General features: G+C 64.6%; 16 protein-coding genes. 11 read left to right on the forward strand and 5 right to left on the reverse strand.

Features of this window, described 5'->3' with window-relative positions; all coding sequences use genetic code 11:
* Positions 1–131 precede the first annotated feature (131 nt).
* Both rpsA and ACSQ3E_RS21230 read left to right on the forward strand, forming a co-directional pair.
* Positions 132–1,829, forward strand: coding sequence for a 30S ribosomal protein S1 (gene rpsA / locus ACSQ3E_RS21225; protein ID WP_115729925.1), 1,698 nt, complete (start codon positions 132–134; stop codon positions 1,827–1,829).
* 220 nt (positions 1,830–2,049) lie between these two features.
* Positions 2,050–3,192, forward strand: a complete 1,143-nt coding sequence (locus ACSQ3E_RS21230; protein WP_436124218.1) for an alpha/beta hydrolase — start codon at positions 2,050–2,052, stop codon at positions 3,190–3,192.
* 62 nt (positions 3,193–3,254) lie between these two features.
* On the opposite strand, the gene ACSQ3E_RS21235 is transcribed toward ACSQ3E_RS21230, so the two are convergent.
* The 3 genes from ACSQ3E_RS21235 to ACSQ3E_RS21245 form a co-directional block, all read right to left on the reverse strand.
* A complete protein-coding gene (locus ACSQ3E_RS21235; protein ID WP_436124219.1) occupies positions 3,255–3,962 on the reverse strand; it encodes an SDR family NAD(P)-dependent oxidoreductase in 708 nt (235 codons plus the stop codon).
* A 124-nt stretch (positions 3,963–4,086) separates the two neighbouring features.
* Entirely contained in the window at positions 4,087–5,664 is a 1,578-nt protein-coding gene (locus ACSQ3E_RS21240) for a 5-guanidino-2-oxopentanoate decarboxylase (RefSeq protein WP_436124220.1), read from the reverse strand.
* Complete coding sequence (locus tag ACSQ3E_RS21245; protein ID WP_310325386.1) at positions 5,661–6,308, reverse strand: TetR family transcriptional regulator C-terminal domain-containing protein; 648 nt, start codon at positions 6,306–6,308, stop codon at positions 5,661–5,663. The genes ACSQ3E_RS21240 and ACSQ3E_RS21245 overlap by 4 nt, the downstream gene beginning before the upstream one ends.
* 235 nt (positions 6,309–6,543) lie before the next feature.
* Here ACSQ3E_RS21245 and ACSQ3E_RS21250 point away from each other — a divergent pair, with 235 nt between their 5' ends.
* The 6 genes from ACSQ3E_RS21250 (at position 6,544) to ACSQ3E_RS21275 (ending at position 12,034) form a co-directional block, all read left to right on the forward strand.
* On the forward strand, positions 6,544–7,356 hold the full coding sequence (locus ACSQ3E_RS21250) for an ABC transporter ATP-binding protein (RefSeq protein WP_310325388.1): 813 nt from the start codon (positions 6,544–6,546) through the stop codon (positions 7,354–7,356).
* Between the two features lie 69 nt (positions 7,357–7,425).
* On the forward strand, positions 7,426–8,205 hold the full coding sequence (locus ACSQ3E_RS21255; RefSeq protein ID WP_436124221.1) for a transporter substrate-binding domain-containing protein: 780 nt from the start codon (positions 7,426–7,428) through the stop codon (positions 8,203–8,205).
* Between the two features lie 196 nt (positions 8,206–8,401).
* The gene (locus ACSQ3E_RS21260; protein ID WP_436124222.1) at positions 8,402–9,124 is read left to right on the forward strand and encodes an ABC transporter permease; all 723 of its coding nucleotides are present in this window, start codon (positions 8,402–8,404) and stop codon (positions 9,122–9,124) included.
* The gene (locus ACSQ3E_RS21265; protein WP_436124223.1) at positions 9,121–9,930 is read left to right on the forward strand and encodes an ABC transporter permease; all 810 of its coding nucleotides are present in this window, start codon (positions 9,121–9,123) and stop codon (positions 9,928–9,930) included. Before ACSQ3E_RS21260 ends, ACSQ3E_RS21265 begins: the two co-directional genes overlap by 4 nt.
* A gap of 5 nt (positions 9,931–9,935) precedes the next feature.
* Positions 9,936–10,961, forward strand: a complete 1,026-nt coding sequence (locus tag ACSQ3E_RS21270) for an Ldh family oxidoreductase (RefSeq protein ID WP_436124224.1) — start codon at positions 9,936–9,938, stop codon at positions 10,959–10,961.
* 692 nt (positions 10,962–11,653) lie between these two features.
* Positions 11,654–12,034 carry a hypothetical protein gene (locus tag ACSQ3E_RS21275; protein ID WP_115729934.1) on the forward strand — a complete coding sequence of 127 codons (381 nt, stop codon included), beginning with the start codon at positions 11,654–11,656 and terminating at the stop codon, positions 12,032–12,034.
* A gap of 229 nt (positions 12,035–12,263) precedes the next feature.
* On the opposite strand, the gene ACSQ3E_RS21280 is transcribed toward ACSQ3E_RS21275, so the two are convergent.
* The gene (locus tag ACSQ3E_RS21280; protein ID WP_067955618.1) at positions 12,264–12,461 is read right to left on the reverse strand and encodes a CsbD family protein; all 198 of its coding nucleotides are present in this window, start codon (positions 12,459–12,461) and stop codon (positions 12,264–12,266) included.
* Between the two features lie 216 nt (positions 12,462–12,677).
* Here ACSQ3E_RS21280 and ACSQ3E_RS21285 point away from each other — a divergent pair, with 216 nt between their 5' ends.
* The 3 genes from ACSQ3E_RS21285 (at position 12,678) to ACSQ3E_RS21295 (ending at position 15,079) form a co-directional block, all read left to right on the forward strand.
* Positions 12,678–13,136 carry a DoxX family protein gene (locus tag ACSQ3E_RS21285; protein WP_310325408.1) on the forward strand — a complete coding sequence of 153 codons (459 nt, stop codon included), beginning with the start codon at positions 12,678–12,680 and terminating at the stop codon, positions 13,134–13,136.
* A 186-nt stretch (positions 13,137–13,322) separates the two neighbouring features.
* The gene (locus ACSQ3E_RS21290; protein WP_310325411.1) at positions 13,323–14,297 is read left to right on the forward strand and encodes a complex I NDUFA9 subunit family protein; all 975 of its coding nucleotides are present in this window, start codon (positions 13,323–13,325) and stop codon (positions 14,295–14,297) included.
* A gap of 14 nt (positions 14,298–14,311) precedes the next feature.
* Positions 14,312–15,079, forward strand: a complete 768-nt coding sequence (locus ACSQ3E_RS21295; protein ID WP_436124225.1) for a sulfite exporter TauE/SafE family protein — start codon at positions 14,312–14,314, stop codon at positions 15,077–15,079.
* Positions 15,080–15,330: 251 nt separating this feature from the next.
* On the opposite strand, the gene ACSQ3E_RS21300 is transcribed toward ACSQ3E_RS21295, so the two are convergent.
* Positions 15,331–16,137 carry an undecaprenyl-diphosphate phosphatase gene (locus tag ACSQ3E_RS21300; protein ID WP_436124226.1) on the reverse strand — a complete coding sequence of 269 codons (807 nt, stop codon included), beginning with the start codon at positions 16,135–16,137 and terminating at the stop codon, positions 15,331–15,333.
* Positions 16,138–16,168 lie beyond the last annotated feature (31 nt).

Below are 16,168 nucleotides of genomic sequence, written 5' to 3' on the forward strand. Positions count from 1 at the left end.
CTGTCCGCATTCTTCTTGCGCCGATTTGCCGCTTTAGGCGGCCAAGGGCCTTTGGCCCGGGATGTTGGCAGGTCAACGCAACGCTAACCCACGGCGCCGCTCCCGCAAGACGGGACGCACCAGGAGATCCAATGTCACAAGCTAATCCCTCCCGCGACGATTTCGCGAGCCTGCTCGAAGAGTCCTTCTCGGACGGTCACTCGGGCGAAGGCCAGGTCGTCAAGGGTATCGTTACGGCCATCGAAAAAGACATGGCCATCATCGACGTCGGCCTGAAGGTCGAAGGTCGCGTTCCGCTGAAGGAATTCGGTGCCAAGGCCAAGGACGGCCAGCTCAAGGTCGGCGACACCGTCGAAGTCTATGTCGAGCGCATCGAAAACGCGCTTGGCGAAGCCATGCTGTCGCGCGACAAGGCTCGCCGCGAAGAGAGCTGGGTCAAGCTCGAAGAGAAGTTCACCAAGGGTGAGCGCGTCGAAGGCGTCATCTTCAACCAGGTCAAGGGTGGCTTCACCGTCGATCTCGACGGCGCCGTTGCCTTCCTGCCGCGTTCGCAGGTCGACATCCGTCCGATCCGCGACGTCACCCCGCTCATGCACAACCCGCAGCCCTTCGAGATCCTCAAGATGGATCGCCGTCGTGGCAACATCGTCGTGTCGCGCCGCACCGTTCTCGAAGAGAGCCGTGCAGAGCAGCGCTCGGAGATCGTCCAGAACCTCGAAGAGGGTCAGGTTGTCGAGGGCGTGGTCAAGAACATCACCGACTACGGTGCGTTCGTTGACCTCGGCGGCATCGACGGCCTGCTGCACGTCACCGACATGGCATGGCGCCGCGTCAACCATCCGACCGAAATCCTCAACATCGGTCAGACGGTCAAGGTGCAGATCATCCGCATCAACCAGGAAACCCACCGCATCTCGCTCGGCATGAAGCAGCTCGAGTCGGATCCGTGGTCGGACATCGGCACCAAGTTCCCGATCGGCAAGAAGATCACCGGCACCGTCACGAACATCACCGACTACGGTGCGTTCGTCGAGCTCGAGCCGGGCATCGAAGGCCTCATCCACGTTTCGGAAATGTCGTGGACCAAGAAGAACGTGCACCCCGGCAAGATCCTGTCGACCACCCAGCAGGTCGACGTGGTCGTGCTCGAAGTGGATCCGGCCAAGCGCCGCATCTCGCTCGGCCTCAAGCAGACGCTCGAGAACCCGTGGGAAGCTTTCGCCCGTAACCACCCGGTCGGCACCGAAGTCGAAGGCGAAGTCAAGAACAAGACCGAATTCGGCCTGTTCATCGGTCTCGACGGCGACGTCGACGGCATGGTGCACCTGTCCGACCTCGACTGGAACCGTCCGGGCGAGCAGGTCATCGAAGAGTACAACCGTGGCGACATGGTCAAGGCTCAGGTTCTCGACGTCGACATCGAGAAGGAGCGCATCTCGCTCGGCATCAAGCAGCTCGGCAAGGATGCAGTCGGTGAAGCTTCGACCTCGGGCGAACTGCGCAAGAACGCCGTCGTCACCTGCGAAGTCACCGGCATCAAGGATGGTGGCCTCGAAGTCCGTCTCGTCGAGAGCGGCATCGAGACCTTCATCAAGCGTTCGGACCTGTCGCGTGACCGTGACGAGCAGCGCCCCGAGCGCTTCGTCGTCGGCCAGAAGGTAGACGCCCGCATCATCGCCTTCGACAAGAAGACCCGCAAGCTGCAGGTCTCGATCAAGGCGCTGGAAATCGCTGAAGAGAAGGAAGCAGTCGCTCAGTACGGCTCGACCGACTCCGGCGCTTCGCTCGGCGACATCCTGGGCGCAGCCCTGAAGAACCGCAACAACTGAGCCAACAGCTCATTGTCGTGAACTGAAAGACCCCGCCGGAGCGATCCGGCGGGGTTTTTCTTTGGCGAGCATGCCGAGCACGGCCCGAAGTGATGCCGGAATGCTTCACGGCTGATCCGAATGCTTCCGTCCCGGGCGTGATCGGCTTGTCCAAGGTTGCCGTGGCCGGGAATTGCTGCGCATTAATCCAGGACTTGCTGCCTGCGTTCAGAGCCTGCCCATGCCCAGTTTGCGTTTTCTGACCGTCCTTTTCGTGTTGCTGGTCCTGTCAGGCTGCGGCGGCCGGGCCGTGCTTGGCCTCAACGACGGCAAGCAAGGCGAATCCGCGTCCACTGTGCAGATCTACGTCTCGACCATGCGCGCCCGCTCGAACGACCTGTCGTTGCCTTTTTCGGCGGAACGCGCCAAGCAGCTCAACTTCGCCAAGTTCGAGATCGGCATCCCCAAGACGCATGTCGCCGGCGAGGTCGAAAGCACGAGCCGCACGCCAAGCCCGGAACGCAACTTCATCGCCCGCACCTTCCAGCCCTATGACGACAAGGCGCAGTTCGTCGCCGCCCTCGACGCCGACCTGATGCGGCGTCCCGAGGCCGAGCGCGAGATCTTCATCTTCGTCCACGGCTACAACAACAATTTCGCCGACAGCATCTTCCGCAATGCCCAGATCGTCCACGACTACAAGGTCAAGGCGGTGGCGCTGCATTACGCCTGGCCGTCGGCCGGATCGCTGCCGCTCTATGTCTACGACCGCGACAGCGCCGCCTACAGCCGCGACGGCCTTGCCGACACCATCGAGATCGCCGCGCGCAGCAAAGCCAAGCGCATCGTGCTCGTTGGCCACTCGATGGGTAGCTATGTCGTGATGGAGGCGCTGCGCAGCCTGTCGCTGAGCGGCCGCGAAAAATACATCAGCCGCATCAACGGCCTCGTGCTGGCTGCACCCGACATCGACATCGACGTGTTCCAGAGCCAGCTGCGCGACATAGACAAGCTGCCGAACCCGTTCATGATCCTGGTGTCGAAGCGCGACAAGGCGCTCAACCTGTCGGGCGGGCTGACCGGTGGCCATCCGCGCGTCGGCTCAGGCGCCGATGTCGCCGCCCTTCAGGCCGAAAACATCACCGTACTCGACACGTCCAACCTTGACGGCGGCAGCCATGGCGTCTTCGCCAGCTCGCCAACGTTGATGGCGTTGACGACCTCGGGTGGATTGATGAACGACGTCACCGAACGGGGCGAAGGCGCCCCGGCCGAGACGATCCTGGCCGACGGCGGCCAGGTCATCAAGGGTGCTGCCTCGCTGGTCATCTACCTGCCGGCCAAGCTGCTCGGCGTGCCCAATGGCGGCCTGCTGACACAGTAGCAGCCCAGGGATCGCGCAACGGCGATCCCCACTACGGCCTGACCGCCCCTAGGCGGCTATCCTCAAGCGCGTCCGTAGATCTCGGCCACCGTACCACTTGTGACCAGATTGGCCGGCGATGCGAGCTGCGCGATTGCAGCAGCGGCCGCTTCGAGGCTGACCCATTTGGCGAAATCCGCCTTGGGCATGGCATCGCGGTTGGCCTTGGTGTCGAGCGTCGACGGCGCCACCGCGTTGACCAGGATGTCGGCACCCTTCAGCTCTTCGGCGAGCGCCTCGGTCAGCGCCGCAACCGCCGCCTTGCTCGCGGCATAGGCGACCATGCCACCGCCCTTGCGCGGCTCGATGCCCGCGCGGGCCGAGACGTTGACGATGCGACCACCGGCCTGACCGGCGATCATGCCGCGCGCGGCAGCACGGCAGCACAGGAAGGCGGTCTTGGCGTTGATGTCCATCATCTGGCCGAACTGATCGGGATCGACCTTGTCGATCGACCCCATGTCGAAGCCGCCGGCCGAATGGATCGAGGCCCACGGGCCCGGAATAGCGTCGTAGAAGGCGTCGACCGCCTTGGCGTCAGTCAGGTCCACGCCGGTCGCGACATGGACGCGGTCGTTGCCGGCAAACTCGAACCCCTCCGGCGCTTTCGCCCGGCTGATCGGCAAATGGCAGATGGCGCCCTCGGCCAGCAGATGCCTGGCCACGGCCGCACCCAACGCACCGGTGGCACCCGTGACAACGACGTGCCGGCCCTCGAAATTCTTGCTCATGCTCAACTCCCCGGAGCCGACGCCAGATCCAGCCCGACTGCCGCCCCATCTCTCTGTTGTGGCCGCATCCATGCGACACCAGGTGGTGACTTGGCTGCAAAATGCCCAGGCCGCGACGCGCGGCCTAGTCTATGGAGACTTCTATCAGACAGGGTTTTCCCGTCGAGCGTGCTTTCTTCAAGGCATCGCCAAGCAAGCCAACATCCTGAAAGCGCTCCGCCTCAAGCCCATAGGCTTGCGCGATCAGGACGAAATCCGGCGGCGCCGGCGAGACACCGACGGGCTCGACGCCGGCGTCGAGCATCGAGGTTTCGATCTCACGATAGCCGCGATTGTTCCAGACGACGAAGATGACGGGTGCCTGCGCATCGAGCGCGGCACCCAGCTCGGGCAGAGTGAACTGGAAGCCACCGTCGCCGCTGAGACAGACAACGGGTGCATTCGGAACGGCAAGGGCCGCGCCGATCGCCGCCGGCGGCCCGAAGCCGAGCGCACCGTAACCCGTCGCGGCATTGAACCAGCCGCCCGGCCGATCATGGTCGTAATAGAGATTGGCGGCATAGACCGGCTGAGTGGAGTCGCCGACGATGATCGCGCCCGGCAACGCGTCGCGGATCGCCTCCACGGCCATGACCTGCGCCTGCATCGCCGGACCGATTTCCTGCCACGCCGCCTCGCGTGTCGCCCTTGCCCACGCCTCGCCACCAGTTTTCGGATGTGCTTCGCCCAACGCCGTCCTCAACCGCGCCAGGGCCACACCCGCATCCGAGCGGATCGACACGGTTACCGGCCGCCGCGCCAGCTGCCCGTCATCGATGTCGATGCGGATGAGCGTCTGGGGAACCACGAAGCCGCCGTCGCCATACATGTCGTAATCTGTCGGCCCGAACTCGGTGCCGGCGGCGATGACCACATCGGCCTCGGCCATCAGCGCGCGCACCGCCTTGAGGCTCGGGCTCGCCGGCACGTTGAGCGGATGGCGAAACATAAGTCCGCGGCCGTTTGTGGTGGTCACCACAGGCGCGTCAAGCGCTTCGGCCAACGCCCTCAGATCCGCCTCCGCCCGCTTCGCGCCTCCACCGGCGAGGATCAGCGGACGGCGGGCCGTGCGGATCAGGTGCAAAGCGTCTGAAACCGCCGCCTCGTCCGGCAGATCAGGCGTGGCGCGCCTTGCGACTGAGGCTATACCATCAGCCGGCAGCGGCATGACGTCGAGCGGGATCTCGATATGCACCGGACCCGGCCGCGCCGTGGCGAAGAGCTCGAAGGCCTCTGCAATCGCGCCGGGCAGCTCGTCCGCCGAGGTCACCCGCCGCGACGACAGCGCCACCTTCTGCATCATGCCCAATTGGTCGGGCAGTTCGTGCAGGTAGCCCAGCCCTTTGCCGAGCGTGGCACGGGCGTTAACGCCTGAAATCACCAGCATCGGCACGGAATCGGCGCGTGCCTGCGCCATGGCGGTGATGGTGTTGGTCAATCCCGGCCCGGTGATGACGAAGGCCACGCCCGGCCGTCCCGAGGCACGGGCATAACCATCGGCCATGAAGCCCGCGCCCTGCTCGTGGCGCGGCGTGACATGGCGAATGCTGGAGCTTGCCAGCCCGCGATAGAGCTCGATCGTGTGCACGCCGGGAATGCCGAACACCGTGTCGACGCCATGCGCCTCCAGCTGCCCGATGAGCGCCTCGCCGATCGTCGTCATGCCATTTCTCCCTGCCGCAAGCTCAGGCCCAGCATCGCCTCGACCGCGCCGATGCCGATCTCCGCCAGTTCGCCGCTGGCGAACATGTCGCCGGCGAGGCAGCCCTCGACCCACAGTCCGTCGATGATCGCATTGATGGCGATGGCGTGGCGGCGCAATTCGCCTTCGCTCGCCCGTCGGCCGGCGTCCGCAAACACCTCGGCGACAAGTGTTTCGACCTCGTCGCGGAAACCGAGATAGCCGGCCCTGTGCGCCACGCCCAATGCCGGGTCCGAGCCGGCGCGGCCAATGAAGCTCGCCCAAAGCGAGAATGTCCTGACGTCGATGACCGGCGGCACCAGACTGGCACCGACGAAAGCGGCAAGCCTAAGCCTTGGCTTCTCCTCGACGGTCGCAAGTGCGGTCTTGGCCAGGTCGGTCATGCGCCCCATGATCGTCGCATAGGCTGCCTGCAGCAGCTCTTCCTTGCCGGGGAAATAGTGCCTGATCAGCCCTGCAGTGACGCCGGCGCGCAGCGCAATCGCCCTGACGGTAGCGCCCTGAAGGCCGTTTTCGGCGACGCAATCCAGCGTCGCCTCGATCAGGTCCTGCCGCCGGCGCTCCTCGCCTTCGCGGCGGAATTTTCTCCGCGCAGCGACTGCCATGCCCACCTTCGCTTCATCTGGAAAAAATCGCCGAAGCCCGCCCTCCGCAATATTTATACACTTGCATAACAACGCCGCAAGTGCCGTAATGGGCACATAAGAAGCGGGATATGGTGCCGTTGACGCCGCGAGGCAGAAGGGTCCATCCTCACCGCCCAGGGGAACATCGCGACGCGACCATGAGCAGCCGATTGCCAGCTGACGGGACAAATTTCACACGCCGGTGCCATCGCTGATGGTTGCGGTCGATGCAGCCCGGCACCCTGCCCCGACCAACGGCGTCGCCGCCGAAGCCATCCATGTCGAGAACCTGCACAAAAAGTTCGGCCAGCTGCATGTGCTGAAGGGCGTGTCGCTGTCGGCGCGCGACGGCGAGGTGGTGGCGATCATCGGCGGCTCTGGCTCCGGCAAGTCGACGCTCCTGCGCTGCATCAACTGCCTGGAGAACCCGACCAGCGGCATCATCCGGGTCAATGGCGAAGAGATCCGCCTCAAGCCCAACGGCTTCGGCGACAGCATTCCCGCCGACCGCCGCCAGATCGAGCGCATCCGTTCGCGCCTCGGCATGGTGTTCCAGAGCTTCAATCTGTGGAGCCACATGACGCTCTTGGAAAACGTCATCGAGGTGCCGGTGCATGTGCTGGGCATCAAGCGCACCGATGCCATCGTCGAGGCCGAGAAGCTTCTGGCCCGTGTCGGCCTCGCCGAGAAGCGCGACGTCTACCCCGCCTATCTTTCCGGCGGCCAGCAGCAGCGCGCCGCGATCGCGCGTGCGCTCGCCGTCCAGCCGCGGGTCATGCTGTTCGACGAGCCGACCTCGGCGCTTGATCCCGAGCTTGTCGGCGAGGTGCTCAAGGTCATCGGCGACCTCGCCCGCGAGGGCCGCACCATGGTGCTGGTTACGCACGAGATGAAGTTCGCCCGCGAGGTGGCGACGCATGTGATCTATCTCTTCAACGGGCAGGTCGAGGAAGAAGGGCCGCCGGAACAGATTTTCGGCGCGCCGAAGTCGGAACGCCTAAAGCAATTCATCCGCAGCATCGGCTAGCTCAAGCCGGAACTGCATCGACGGACGAAATCACGGGAACGACAAAACAACGATAACGGGAGAGACAGCATGAAAGCACTGCTTGCAACCGCAGCCCTGACCCTGGTGCTCGGCCTGGGCGCCGGAAGCGCCAGCGCCCAGTCGATCAAGGTCGGCATGGCGCCCGAACCCTACCCGCCTTTCGCCTCGCCCGACGCTTCCGGCAAATGGAGCGGCTGGGAAATGGACATGATCGAGGCGCTCTGCACCGAAGCCAAGCTGCAGTGCGAGGTCACCATGACCGCCTGGGACGGTCTGATCCCGGCGCTCAACTCCAAGAAGATCGATGCCATCATCAACTCGATGTCGATCACCGACGAGCGCAAGAAGTCGATCGACTTCTCCGACAAGTACTACAACACCCCGACCGGCATCATCGGCGCCAAGGACGCCAAGTTCGACGCCACGCCTGAGGGGTTGAAAGGCAAGATCATCGGCGTCCAGGTGTCGACGGTGCATGAGGCCTACGCCAAGAAGCACTTCGGCGCCACCGCCGCCGAGATCAAGATCTACCAGACCCAGGACGAGGCCCAGGCCGACCTCGCCGCCGGCCGCATCGACGCGGTGCAGGCGGATTCGCTGTCGCTCAACACCTACCTCGCCACCGATGCCGGCAAGGCCTGCTGCGACATGAAGGGCGACGTTGCCGAAGACCTCGAAGTGCTCGGACCGGGTGTCGGCGTCGGCCTGCGCCAGGGCGACACCGAGCTGAAGGACAAGTTCAACGCCGCCATCAAGGGCATCCGCGACAACGGCAAATACGCCGAGATCACCAAGAAGTATTTCGACTTCGACATCTACGGCAAGTGAGTGAGGGGGCTGAACGCAGACGCGCGGGCCGCCCGCAGACGTGAGGCGCGAGGCCGACGCCCTCCGGGTGGGGGTCTTTCGGGCACCGGATGCGCGCCCCCCCTAGCCCCTCCCCACAAGGGGGAGGGGAATTCCGTCTTCTTCAGTCTTCAAGAGGACCACTGATATCGAGCATCTGCTGAACCCGCTGCTGCAAATGAGCGCTGTCGAGCTGCTGTCGATCTCCCCGCCCGGCTGGGGCGCCAACCTGTTGCGCGGGCTCGCCAATTCGATCCAGATCGCCGTTGGCGCCTTCGGGCTCGGCCTCGCCATTGGCATTGCTGGTGCCTGGGGCAAGCTTTATGGCAGCCCGATGGTGCGCGACCTGATGGAGATCTACACCACGGTTGTCCGCGCCGTGCCCGAACTGGTGCTGATCCTGCTGCTCTATTACGCCGGCACCGACCTCATCAACCGCGCCCTCGACAGCATGGGCTACGCCGCCGTCGACATCTCCGGCCTCGCCGCCGGCATCGGCGTGCTCGGCATCGTCCAGGGCGCCTATGCCACCGAGGTCATCCGCGGCGCCATCCTGGCCATACCGCAGGGCCAGATCGAGGCGGCGCGCGCCTATGGCATGCCGCCGGGCAAGATGCTGCGCCGCATCACCTTGCCGGCGATGCTGCCCTTCGCCATTCCCGGCCTCGCCAATCTCTGGCTGATCGCCACAAAGGACACTGCACTTCTGGCTGTCGTCGGCTTCAACGAGCTGACCCAGGAAACGCGCCAGGCCGGCGCCACCACCAAGGCCTATTTCACCTTCTTCGTCGCTGCCGGCGTACTCTACCTGCTTTTGACGCTGTTCTCCAACGTCATCATCGGCCGCATCGAGCGCTGGGCACGGCGCGGCATGCCGCCGATAGCTGAGACCGGCCGATGAGCACCGCCACGCCCGCCACGACTGTGCCCGCCATCCGCTCCGAGTGGCTGCAGCCGCACCGCATCGTGCTCATCGCCATCGCTGCAGCACTTGTACTCTCCGCCGCCATCTTCATGCGCTGGGACTGGCTGCCCAAATATTACGACCTGGCGCTGCTCGGCATCTGGCGCACCATCTGGATCCTCGCCGTCACCGTGACACTCGGCTTCATGCTCGCCGTGCCGCTCGGGCTTGCCCAGGCCGCAGGTCCGTTCTGGGTGGCCTGGCCGGCCAAGGCCTTCTGTACCGTCATCCGCGGCACCCCGCTCCTGCTGCAGCTCTGGCTGCTCTATTACGGCCTCGGCTCGCTGTTCCCGCAATATCCATGGATCAGGCAGTCCGAACTATGGCCGATCCTGAGGCAGGCATGGCCTTATGCCGTCGTCGCCCTGACGCTGTCCTACGCCGCCTATGAAGGCGAAGTGATGCGCGGCGCCTTCGCCGGCGTGCCGAGGGGGCAGCTCGAAGCCGCGCGCGCCTTCGGCATGAGCCCGTGGAAGCGCTTCCGCCGCATCTGGCTGCCGCAGGCGATCCATCGCGCCTTGCCGACGCTGGCCGGTGAAACCGTGCTGCAGCTCAAAGCGACGCCGCTTGTCGCCACCATCACCGTCATCGACATCTACGCGGTCGCCTCGCGCGTGCGCCAGGACACCTTCATCGTCTACGAGCCGCTGTTGCTGCTCGCCCTCATCTACCTGATCATCACCGGCATCCTCGTCTTCGGCTTCCGCAAGCTGGAGGCGAAGATTCCGTCCAGACTGGGATGACGCCCATGCCGCAGACAAAGACAGAAACCGTCACGCTCAACCTCGACGAGGCCCGCTCCCTGTGCATCTCCGCCGCCATCGGTGCCGGCGCCAGCGAGGAAACGGCGATTTCGATCGCGCTTGCTGCGGTCGCCGCCGAGGCCGACGGCCAGGCGAGCGTCGGGCTGTCGCATTATGTCGACTATCTCGGGGCGCTCGAGGCCGGGCGCATCGACGGCAAGGCCGAGCCCGTCGTCACCCGTCCGGCGCTGGCGATCTACCTCTCCGATGGGCAGGGTGGTGCTGCGCATACCGGCTTCGACCGCAGCTTCGACGAGATCGCCAAGGCAGCCCGGCTGTTCGGGGTCACCGTATTCTCGCAGAAGAATGCCTACACCTGCGGCGCGCTCGGCTATTTCACCGGCCGCCTCGCCGAGGCCGGCCTCGTCGCGCTCGCCGCCACCAACGGCCCGGCACTTGTCGCCGGCTCCGGCTCGACCAAGCCGGTCTATTGCACCAACCCGATCTCGCTTGCCGCCCCCGCCGCTGACGGGCCGCCTCTGATCATCGACCAGTCGTCGAGCGCCACCGCCTTCGTCAATGTCCGCCATGCGGCTGAAACAGGCGAGGCGATCCCCGAGGGCTGGGCGCTCGACGCCAAGGGCAAGCCGACGACAGACGCCAGGAAGGCGATGAAAGGCGTGTTGCTCGCCTTCGGCGGCGCGCGCGGCGCCAATGTCGCGCTGATGGTCGAGGTGCTTGCCGCCGGCGTCTCGGGCGCCAACTGGTCGATCGACGCGCCATCGATATCAGACGGCCACCAGACGCCCGGCACCGGGCTGTTCATCGTCGCGCTCGACCCCAAGCTGTTCGATCCCGGCTTCGAAACCCGCATGCGCGAACAGCTCGATCGGCTGTCGGGCGAGTTTCACGTCCATATCCCCGGCCCGGCAAAAGCCGCGGCGCGGGCCCGCTCGGAGGCCGGGGGCATCACGATCCCTACGACCTTGCACGCCCGTATCAGCGAGTTTACCGCACGACAGGTGGGCTGAGTGAGAGCGTTTTCTGCTCCGCTTTGGGGCGTCACCACCGGCACACCCTGAACCGTGGCGGCGGTTCCATCGTCACGGCATGGATCCCCGGGTCTCCGCAGTTCGCTTCGCTCCTGCTCCGCCCGAGGATGACGAAGGCATGGGGCTCGAGGCCAATCGGCGACGTCAGAGATTGGCAGAGAGCTTCCAGGTTCTTGTTCCCGCGTTGCCCGGAAGTTGGCCAAGAACTGAACTCTCTGCCAAATACAAACCTCGAAGCCTGCCAAGCGCCAACCTTGGTGATTAGCCGAAAACCTATGTGCCTTCGTCATCCTCGGGCGGAACAGGAGCGAAGCGGTGAGGAGCGGTCCGCGAAGCGGACGAAAAGCCAACTGCTTGGCTTTTCGAGTGACGAACGCCCGAAGCGACAGCGAAGGGCCAAGGAGACCCGGGGATCCATGCCGTGACTTCTCTGCTATTCCGATGGCCCAGTACTACACCCAGCGTCTCAGAAACGCCCCCGCGAAACCCCCACGAAAATAATTCGAACTCCCTTTGAACCTTTCCCGCAGCCACGGCGACCCAGTCATGTCCAAGGCGAGGTGAGCTCGCCAGATCAACCGGGGGGAACCCAAACCGAAAGATCGTTCCGACGTGGAAACCAGAGCGTTTCTGCGACCCCGAAACGCAACCTCGAAAAGGGAAACACGACCATGAAAACCAAGATCACCATCCTGACCGCCGTCCTGCTGCTTGCCGGTGCCATCGGCAGCGCCAATGCGGCCAGCTTCTCGGCTGGCCCGAGCGGCGGCGACCGTCCGTCGGGTCCGAGCGACATTTCCGACGCACCGGGCGGCAACGGCCCGTCGGGCCCCGGCGACATCTCCGACGCCCCTGACAACGACAAGCCGTCCGGCCCAAGCGGCAAGGCTTCGTCGGGCAATGGCGGCGCGACCGAAGACAAGTACTGCAAGAACGGCTCGAGCAAGTTCCCGGACTGCAACACCAAGTTCATCCAGGACTGCAAGGCCGCAGGTGGCAACATGTCGGGCCAGCAGGGTTGGGGTGGCAAGACCTGCCGGGAACCCTCCTGACGCCTCGGGCATGATCCCGGAAGTCTCGAACCGGCTTTCGGATCATGCCCTCGCTAAGGCGACGGCCTAGCTCGGCGTCGGTCGCCCGCATCGCGGCCATCCGGAAAGCCCCGCCTCGCGCGGGGTTTTCTGCATTGGCGAACTGTCGGCGCTGTCTGCATCAAAAAGCCCCGCACGCTGGCGGGGCTTTGCGCGGGCAAATCGCCCGCGGCACGTTGCGAAAGACGGTTCAGTGGCGGGAGAGCCAGCTGTCGATGTCCTTTTCGGCCTCTTCCTGGGCCTTGCCGTAACGGGCCTGCAGCTTGCCGGCGAGCTCCTTGCGCTTGCCCTTGATGACGTCGAGGTCATCGTCGGTCAGCTTGCCCCACTGGCTCTGCACCTTGCCCTTGAACTGCTCCCAATTGCCTTCGATCTGGTTCCAATTCATCGCGTTTTCTCCTTTCGGGGATTGGTCTGGATTGGCACGACAGGTCCGCCGCACTGAGGGGTCAACGCCTCGGCCAGCGCAGGGTTCCGACAATTTTTAAAGTTGACTTTGTCAATCACCTTTATATCAAACCTTGTTGACTTGACCGTGACCCTGCCATCGCGGCGTTGGTGCGTTGCAATATTTTCAATCGTGCATAGCCCCGCAATCGGAGACATGTCCTTGACCCTGACGACCGAAACTTCCGGCCGCCGACTGTTCATCCCCGCGCTCCGCGGCCTTTATTCGAACCTTCACGACTCAGCCGAAACCGTCCTGCGCGTCGTCGCCGGCGCAGCTCTGGTCACGCATGGCCTTGGCAAGATCTCCGATCCGTTCGGCGCAGCCGGCATGGTCGAGGGCCTCGGCTTCTACCCCGGCGCCTTCTGGTCGCTGCTTCTGTCCTGCACCGAGTTCTTTGGCGGCATCCTGATCGCCATCGGCCTGTTCACGCGCCCGGCGGCCTTCGCCGCCATGTTCGTGCTTCTGGTCACGGTCTGGTTCCACTGGGTCACGATGAGCCAGGGCTACCAGGGCGCCGAGAAGTCGATCATCTGGGCGGCGATCTTCCTGTTCTTCGTCATTCGCGGCGGCAACCGCCACTCGGTCGACGCGCGCCTCGGCCGCGAGTTCTAGTTCCCGCATGATCGTTTCGGGAAACCGGATTTCGATCATGCCCTGAACCCTGCCTCCCAAGGCAAGCCGCATGCCCGCGCCAGATCGGCGCGGGCCGCTCCGTGCAGTCGCTCGATGATTGCCTTTTTCGCGAAACGGGCTAAGAAACGCTACATCTTCTGCCCCTTTTGGCGACCGGAGCCAGCGATGACTGAAATTCTGCAGACCCCGCAACTCGTGACCGTTTTCGGCGGGTCCGGCTTTCTCGGCCGCCATGTCGTGCGGGCACTGGCCAAGCGCGGGTATCTCGTGCGCGTCGCCTGCCGCCGGCCCGACCTCGCCTTCCACCTGCAGCCGCTCGGCAATGTCGGGCAGATCCAGCCGGTGCAGGCCAATCTGCGCGTGCGCTGGTCGGTCGATCGCGCCGTCCAGGGCGCATCGCACGTCGTCAACCTCGTGGGCATCCTGCATGAAGGCGGCCGCCAGCGGTTCTCGACGGTGCAGGAGTTCGGCGCCCGTGCGGTTGCCGAGGCCGCCCGTGCCGTCGGTGCCTCGCTGACCCATGTGTCGGCCCTCGGCGCCGATGCCAACTCCCCATCCGCCTACGCCCAGACCAAGGCGCGCGGCGAAAAGGCCGTTCTGGACACGCTGCCGAACGCGGTGATCTACCGTCCGTCGATCGTCTTCGGCCCCGAGGACCAGTTCTTCAACCGCTTCGCCAACATGGCGCGTTTCTCGCCCGTGCTGCCGCTGATCGGCGGCGGCGAGACCCGGTTCCAGCCGATCTATGTCGGCGACGTCGCAGAAGCAGTCGCGCGCGCCGTCGACGGCAAGGTCAAGGGCGGCTCGATCTATGAGCTCGGCGGCCCGCAGGTGCTGAGCTTCAAGCAGTGCATGGAAGAGATGCTCGAGGTCATCGACCGCAAGCGCTCGCTGGTGCCGGTGCCGTGGTCGATCGCCAACCTGCAGGCCTCGATCCTCGGCATGCTGCCCAATCCGTTGCTGACCAAGGACCAGGTCCTTTTGCTGCGTTCCGACAATGTCGTGTCGAAGGCAGCCCTCGACGAAGGCCGCACCATCTCAGCCGTCGGCATCGCGCCCAAGTCGACCGCATCTATCCTGCCGAGCTACCTCTGGCGCTACCGCGCCGCCGGACAGTTCACGCGCCGGACGGAAGCCTGACCGGCTGAGGGCGCATGGACGCCCTCGCCTCCCTTCTGCCGCAAGGACTCGACCCGCTCATCGGGATTGTCCTCATCGTCGCCAGCGCCTTTACCTCGGCGCTGACCGCAGCTTTCGGTGTCGGCGGCGGCATCGCCATGCTGACGCTGATGGGTCTGTTCGTGCCGGTGGCTGCGCTTATCCCCGTCCATGGCGCGGTGCAGCTCGGCTCCAACACCGGCCGCGCCTGGCACCAACGCGCCAATGTGCGCATGGACGTCGCCGCCCCCTTCATTGCCGGCTCAGTCGTCGGTGCCGTCATCGGCGCCTTCGTCGTCATCCAGCTGCCCGACGCCTGGCTCAAGCTGGTGCTCGGCGCCTTTGTCATCGCCATCACCTGGACCAAGGTCCCCGGCATCGACAAGCTGACCCGCACCGGGCTTGCCATCGGCAGCGTCCTCGTCGCGCTGATCGGCATGCTCGTCGGCGCCACCGGGCCGCTGGTCTCGGTGCTGTTCGCGCAGTTTTTCGCCAATGACCGCAAGGCGCTCGTTGCCACCCATGCCGCCGGCATGGTCGCCCAACACGGGCTCAAGATCATCGTCTTCGGCCTCGCCGGCTTCGCCTTCTGGGCCTGGCTGCCGCTGATCGGCGCGATGATCGTCTCGGGTTATCTCGGCACCGTCTACGGCACCAAGCTGCTCGAACGCATGCCGGAAGAGAGCTTCCGCAAATGGTTCAAGATCGCCATCACCGTGCTGGCGCTGGACCTGCTCAGGCGCGGTCTCATGGCACTTACCTGAGACAGGCTGGCATTGCCTGACGAAGGCGCAGCCCCTATCGCAGGTTGCAACCTTTTCGACCCCGCGCCGTTGTTATTTCAGGCTACCGGACGCAGATTCTGCAGTGCGGAGGGTGTCATGGAAGAGGACAATTTCGGCAGGGGCATAGCCTTCGGCGCGGTCGTGAGCGGTGCCGTATGGGCTGTGGTGATCGTCGTCGTCATTGCAATTTTCTGAAGGGCGACCCTGCCTTCACAGACGCCTCGGGACGATCACCCCCAGACTATCAGTGCAATCAGCCCGACGCCGCCGACAAGCAAACGCCACCAGCCAAACAACGCGTAGCCGTTGCGCGAGACGTAATCGAGCAGGTGGCGGACGACCAACAATGCGGTGAGGAAGGCGGCGAGGAAGCCGACCGAGATCACCGGCAAATCCGCCACCGACAGGATGTCGCGGTTCTTGTAGAGGTCGTAGGCAAAGGCGCCGGCCATTGTCGGCATCGCCAGGAAGAACGAGAACTCGGCCGCCGCGCGCTTCTCCACACCCATCAGCAGCGAGCCGACGATGGTGGCGCCCGAACGCGAGGTGCCGGGGATCATCGCCAGGCACTGGAACAGGCCGATCTTGAGATAGACCGACAGCGGGAAATTGGTGACGTCGCCATAGCGCGGCTTGAGATCGAGCTTGTCGAGGAACAACAGCACCAGGCCGCCGAGGATCAGCATGACGCAGATCAGGCGTGGCGATTCGAACAGCACCGTCTTGATGAAGTCATGCGCCACCGCACCGATGATCGCCGCCGGCAGGAAGGCGATCAGGATGCCTGCGACGAAACGCTGCGTCTTCGGGTCGGACGGCAATGTCACCAGCATCTGCCACAGCTTGGTGGCGTAAACCGACAGGATCGCCAGGATCGCGCCGAGCTGGATCAGAATCTCGAAGGTCTTGCCGGTCGAGTTGAAACCGAGGAAATGCCCAGCGAGCAGGATATGGCCGGTCGAGGACACGGGGATGAATTCTGTCAGGCCCTCGAGCAGGCCGAGCAGCAGTGCATTGATGATTGTCTGGCTATCCATTCCAATCCCCGCGAGGCGTTCATGCGCGATT

It is taken from the genome of Aminobacter sp. LjRoot7 (assembly GCF_964252895.1).
Classification (GTDB): Bacteria; Pseudomonadota; Alphaproteobacteria; order Rhizobiales; family Rhizobiaceae; genus Aminobacter; species Aminobacter aminovorans_B.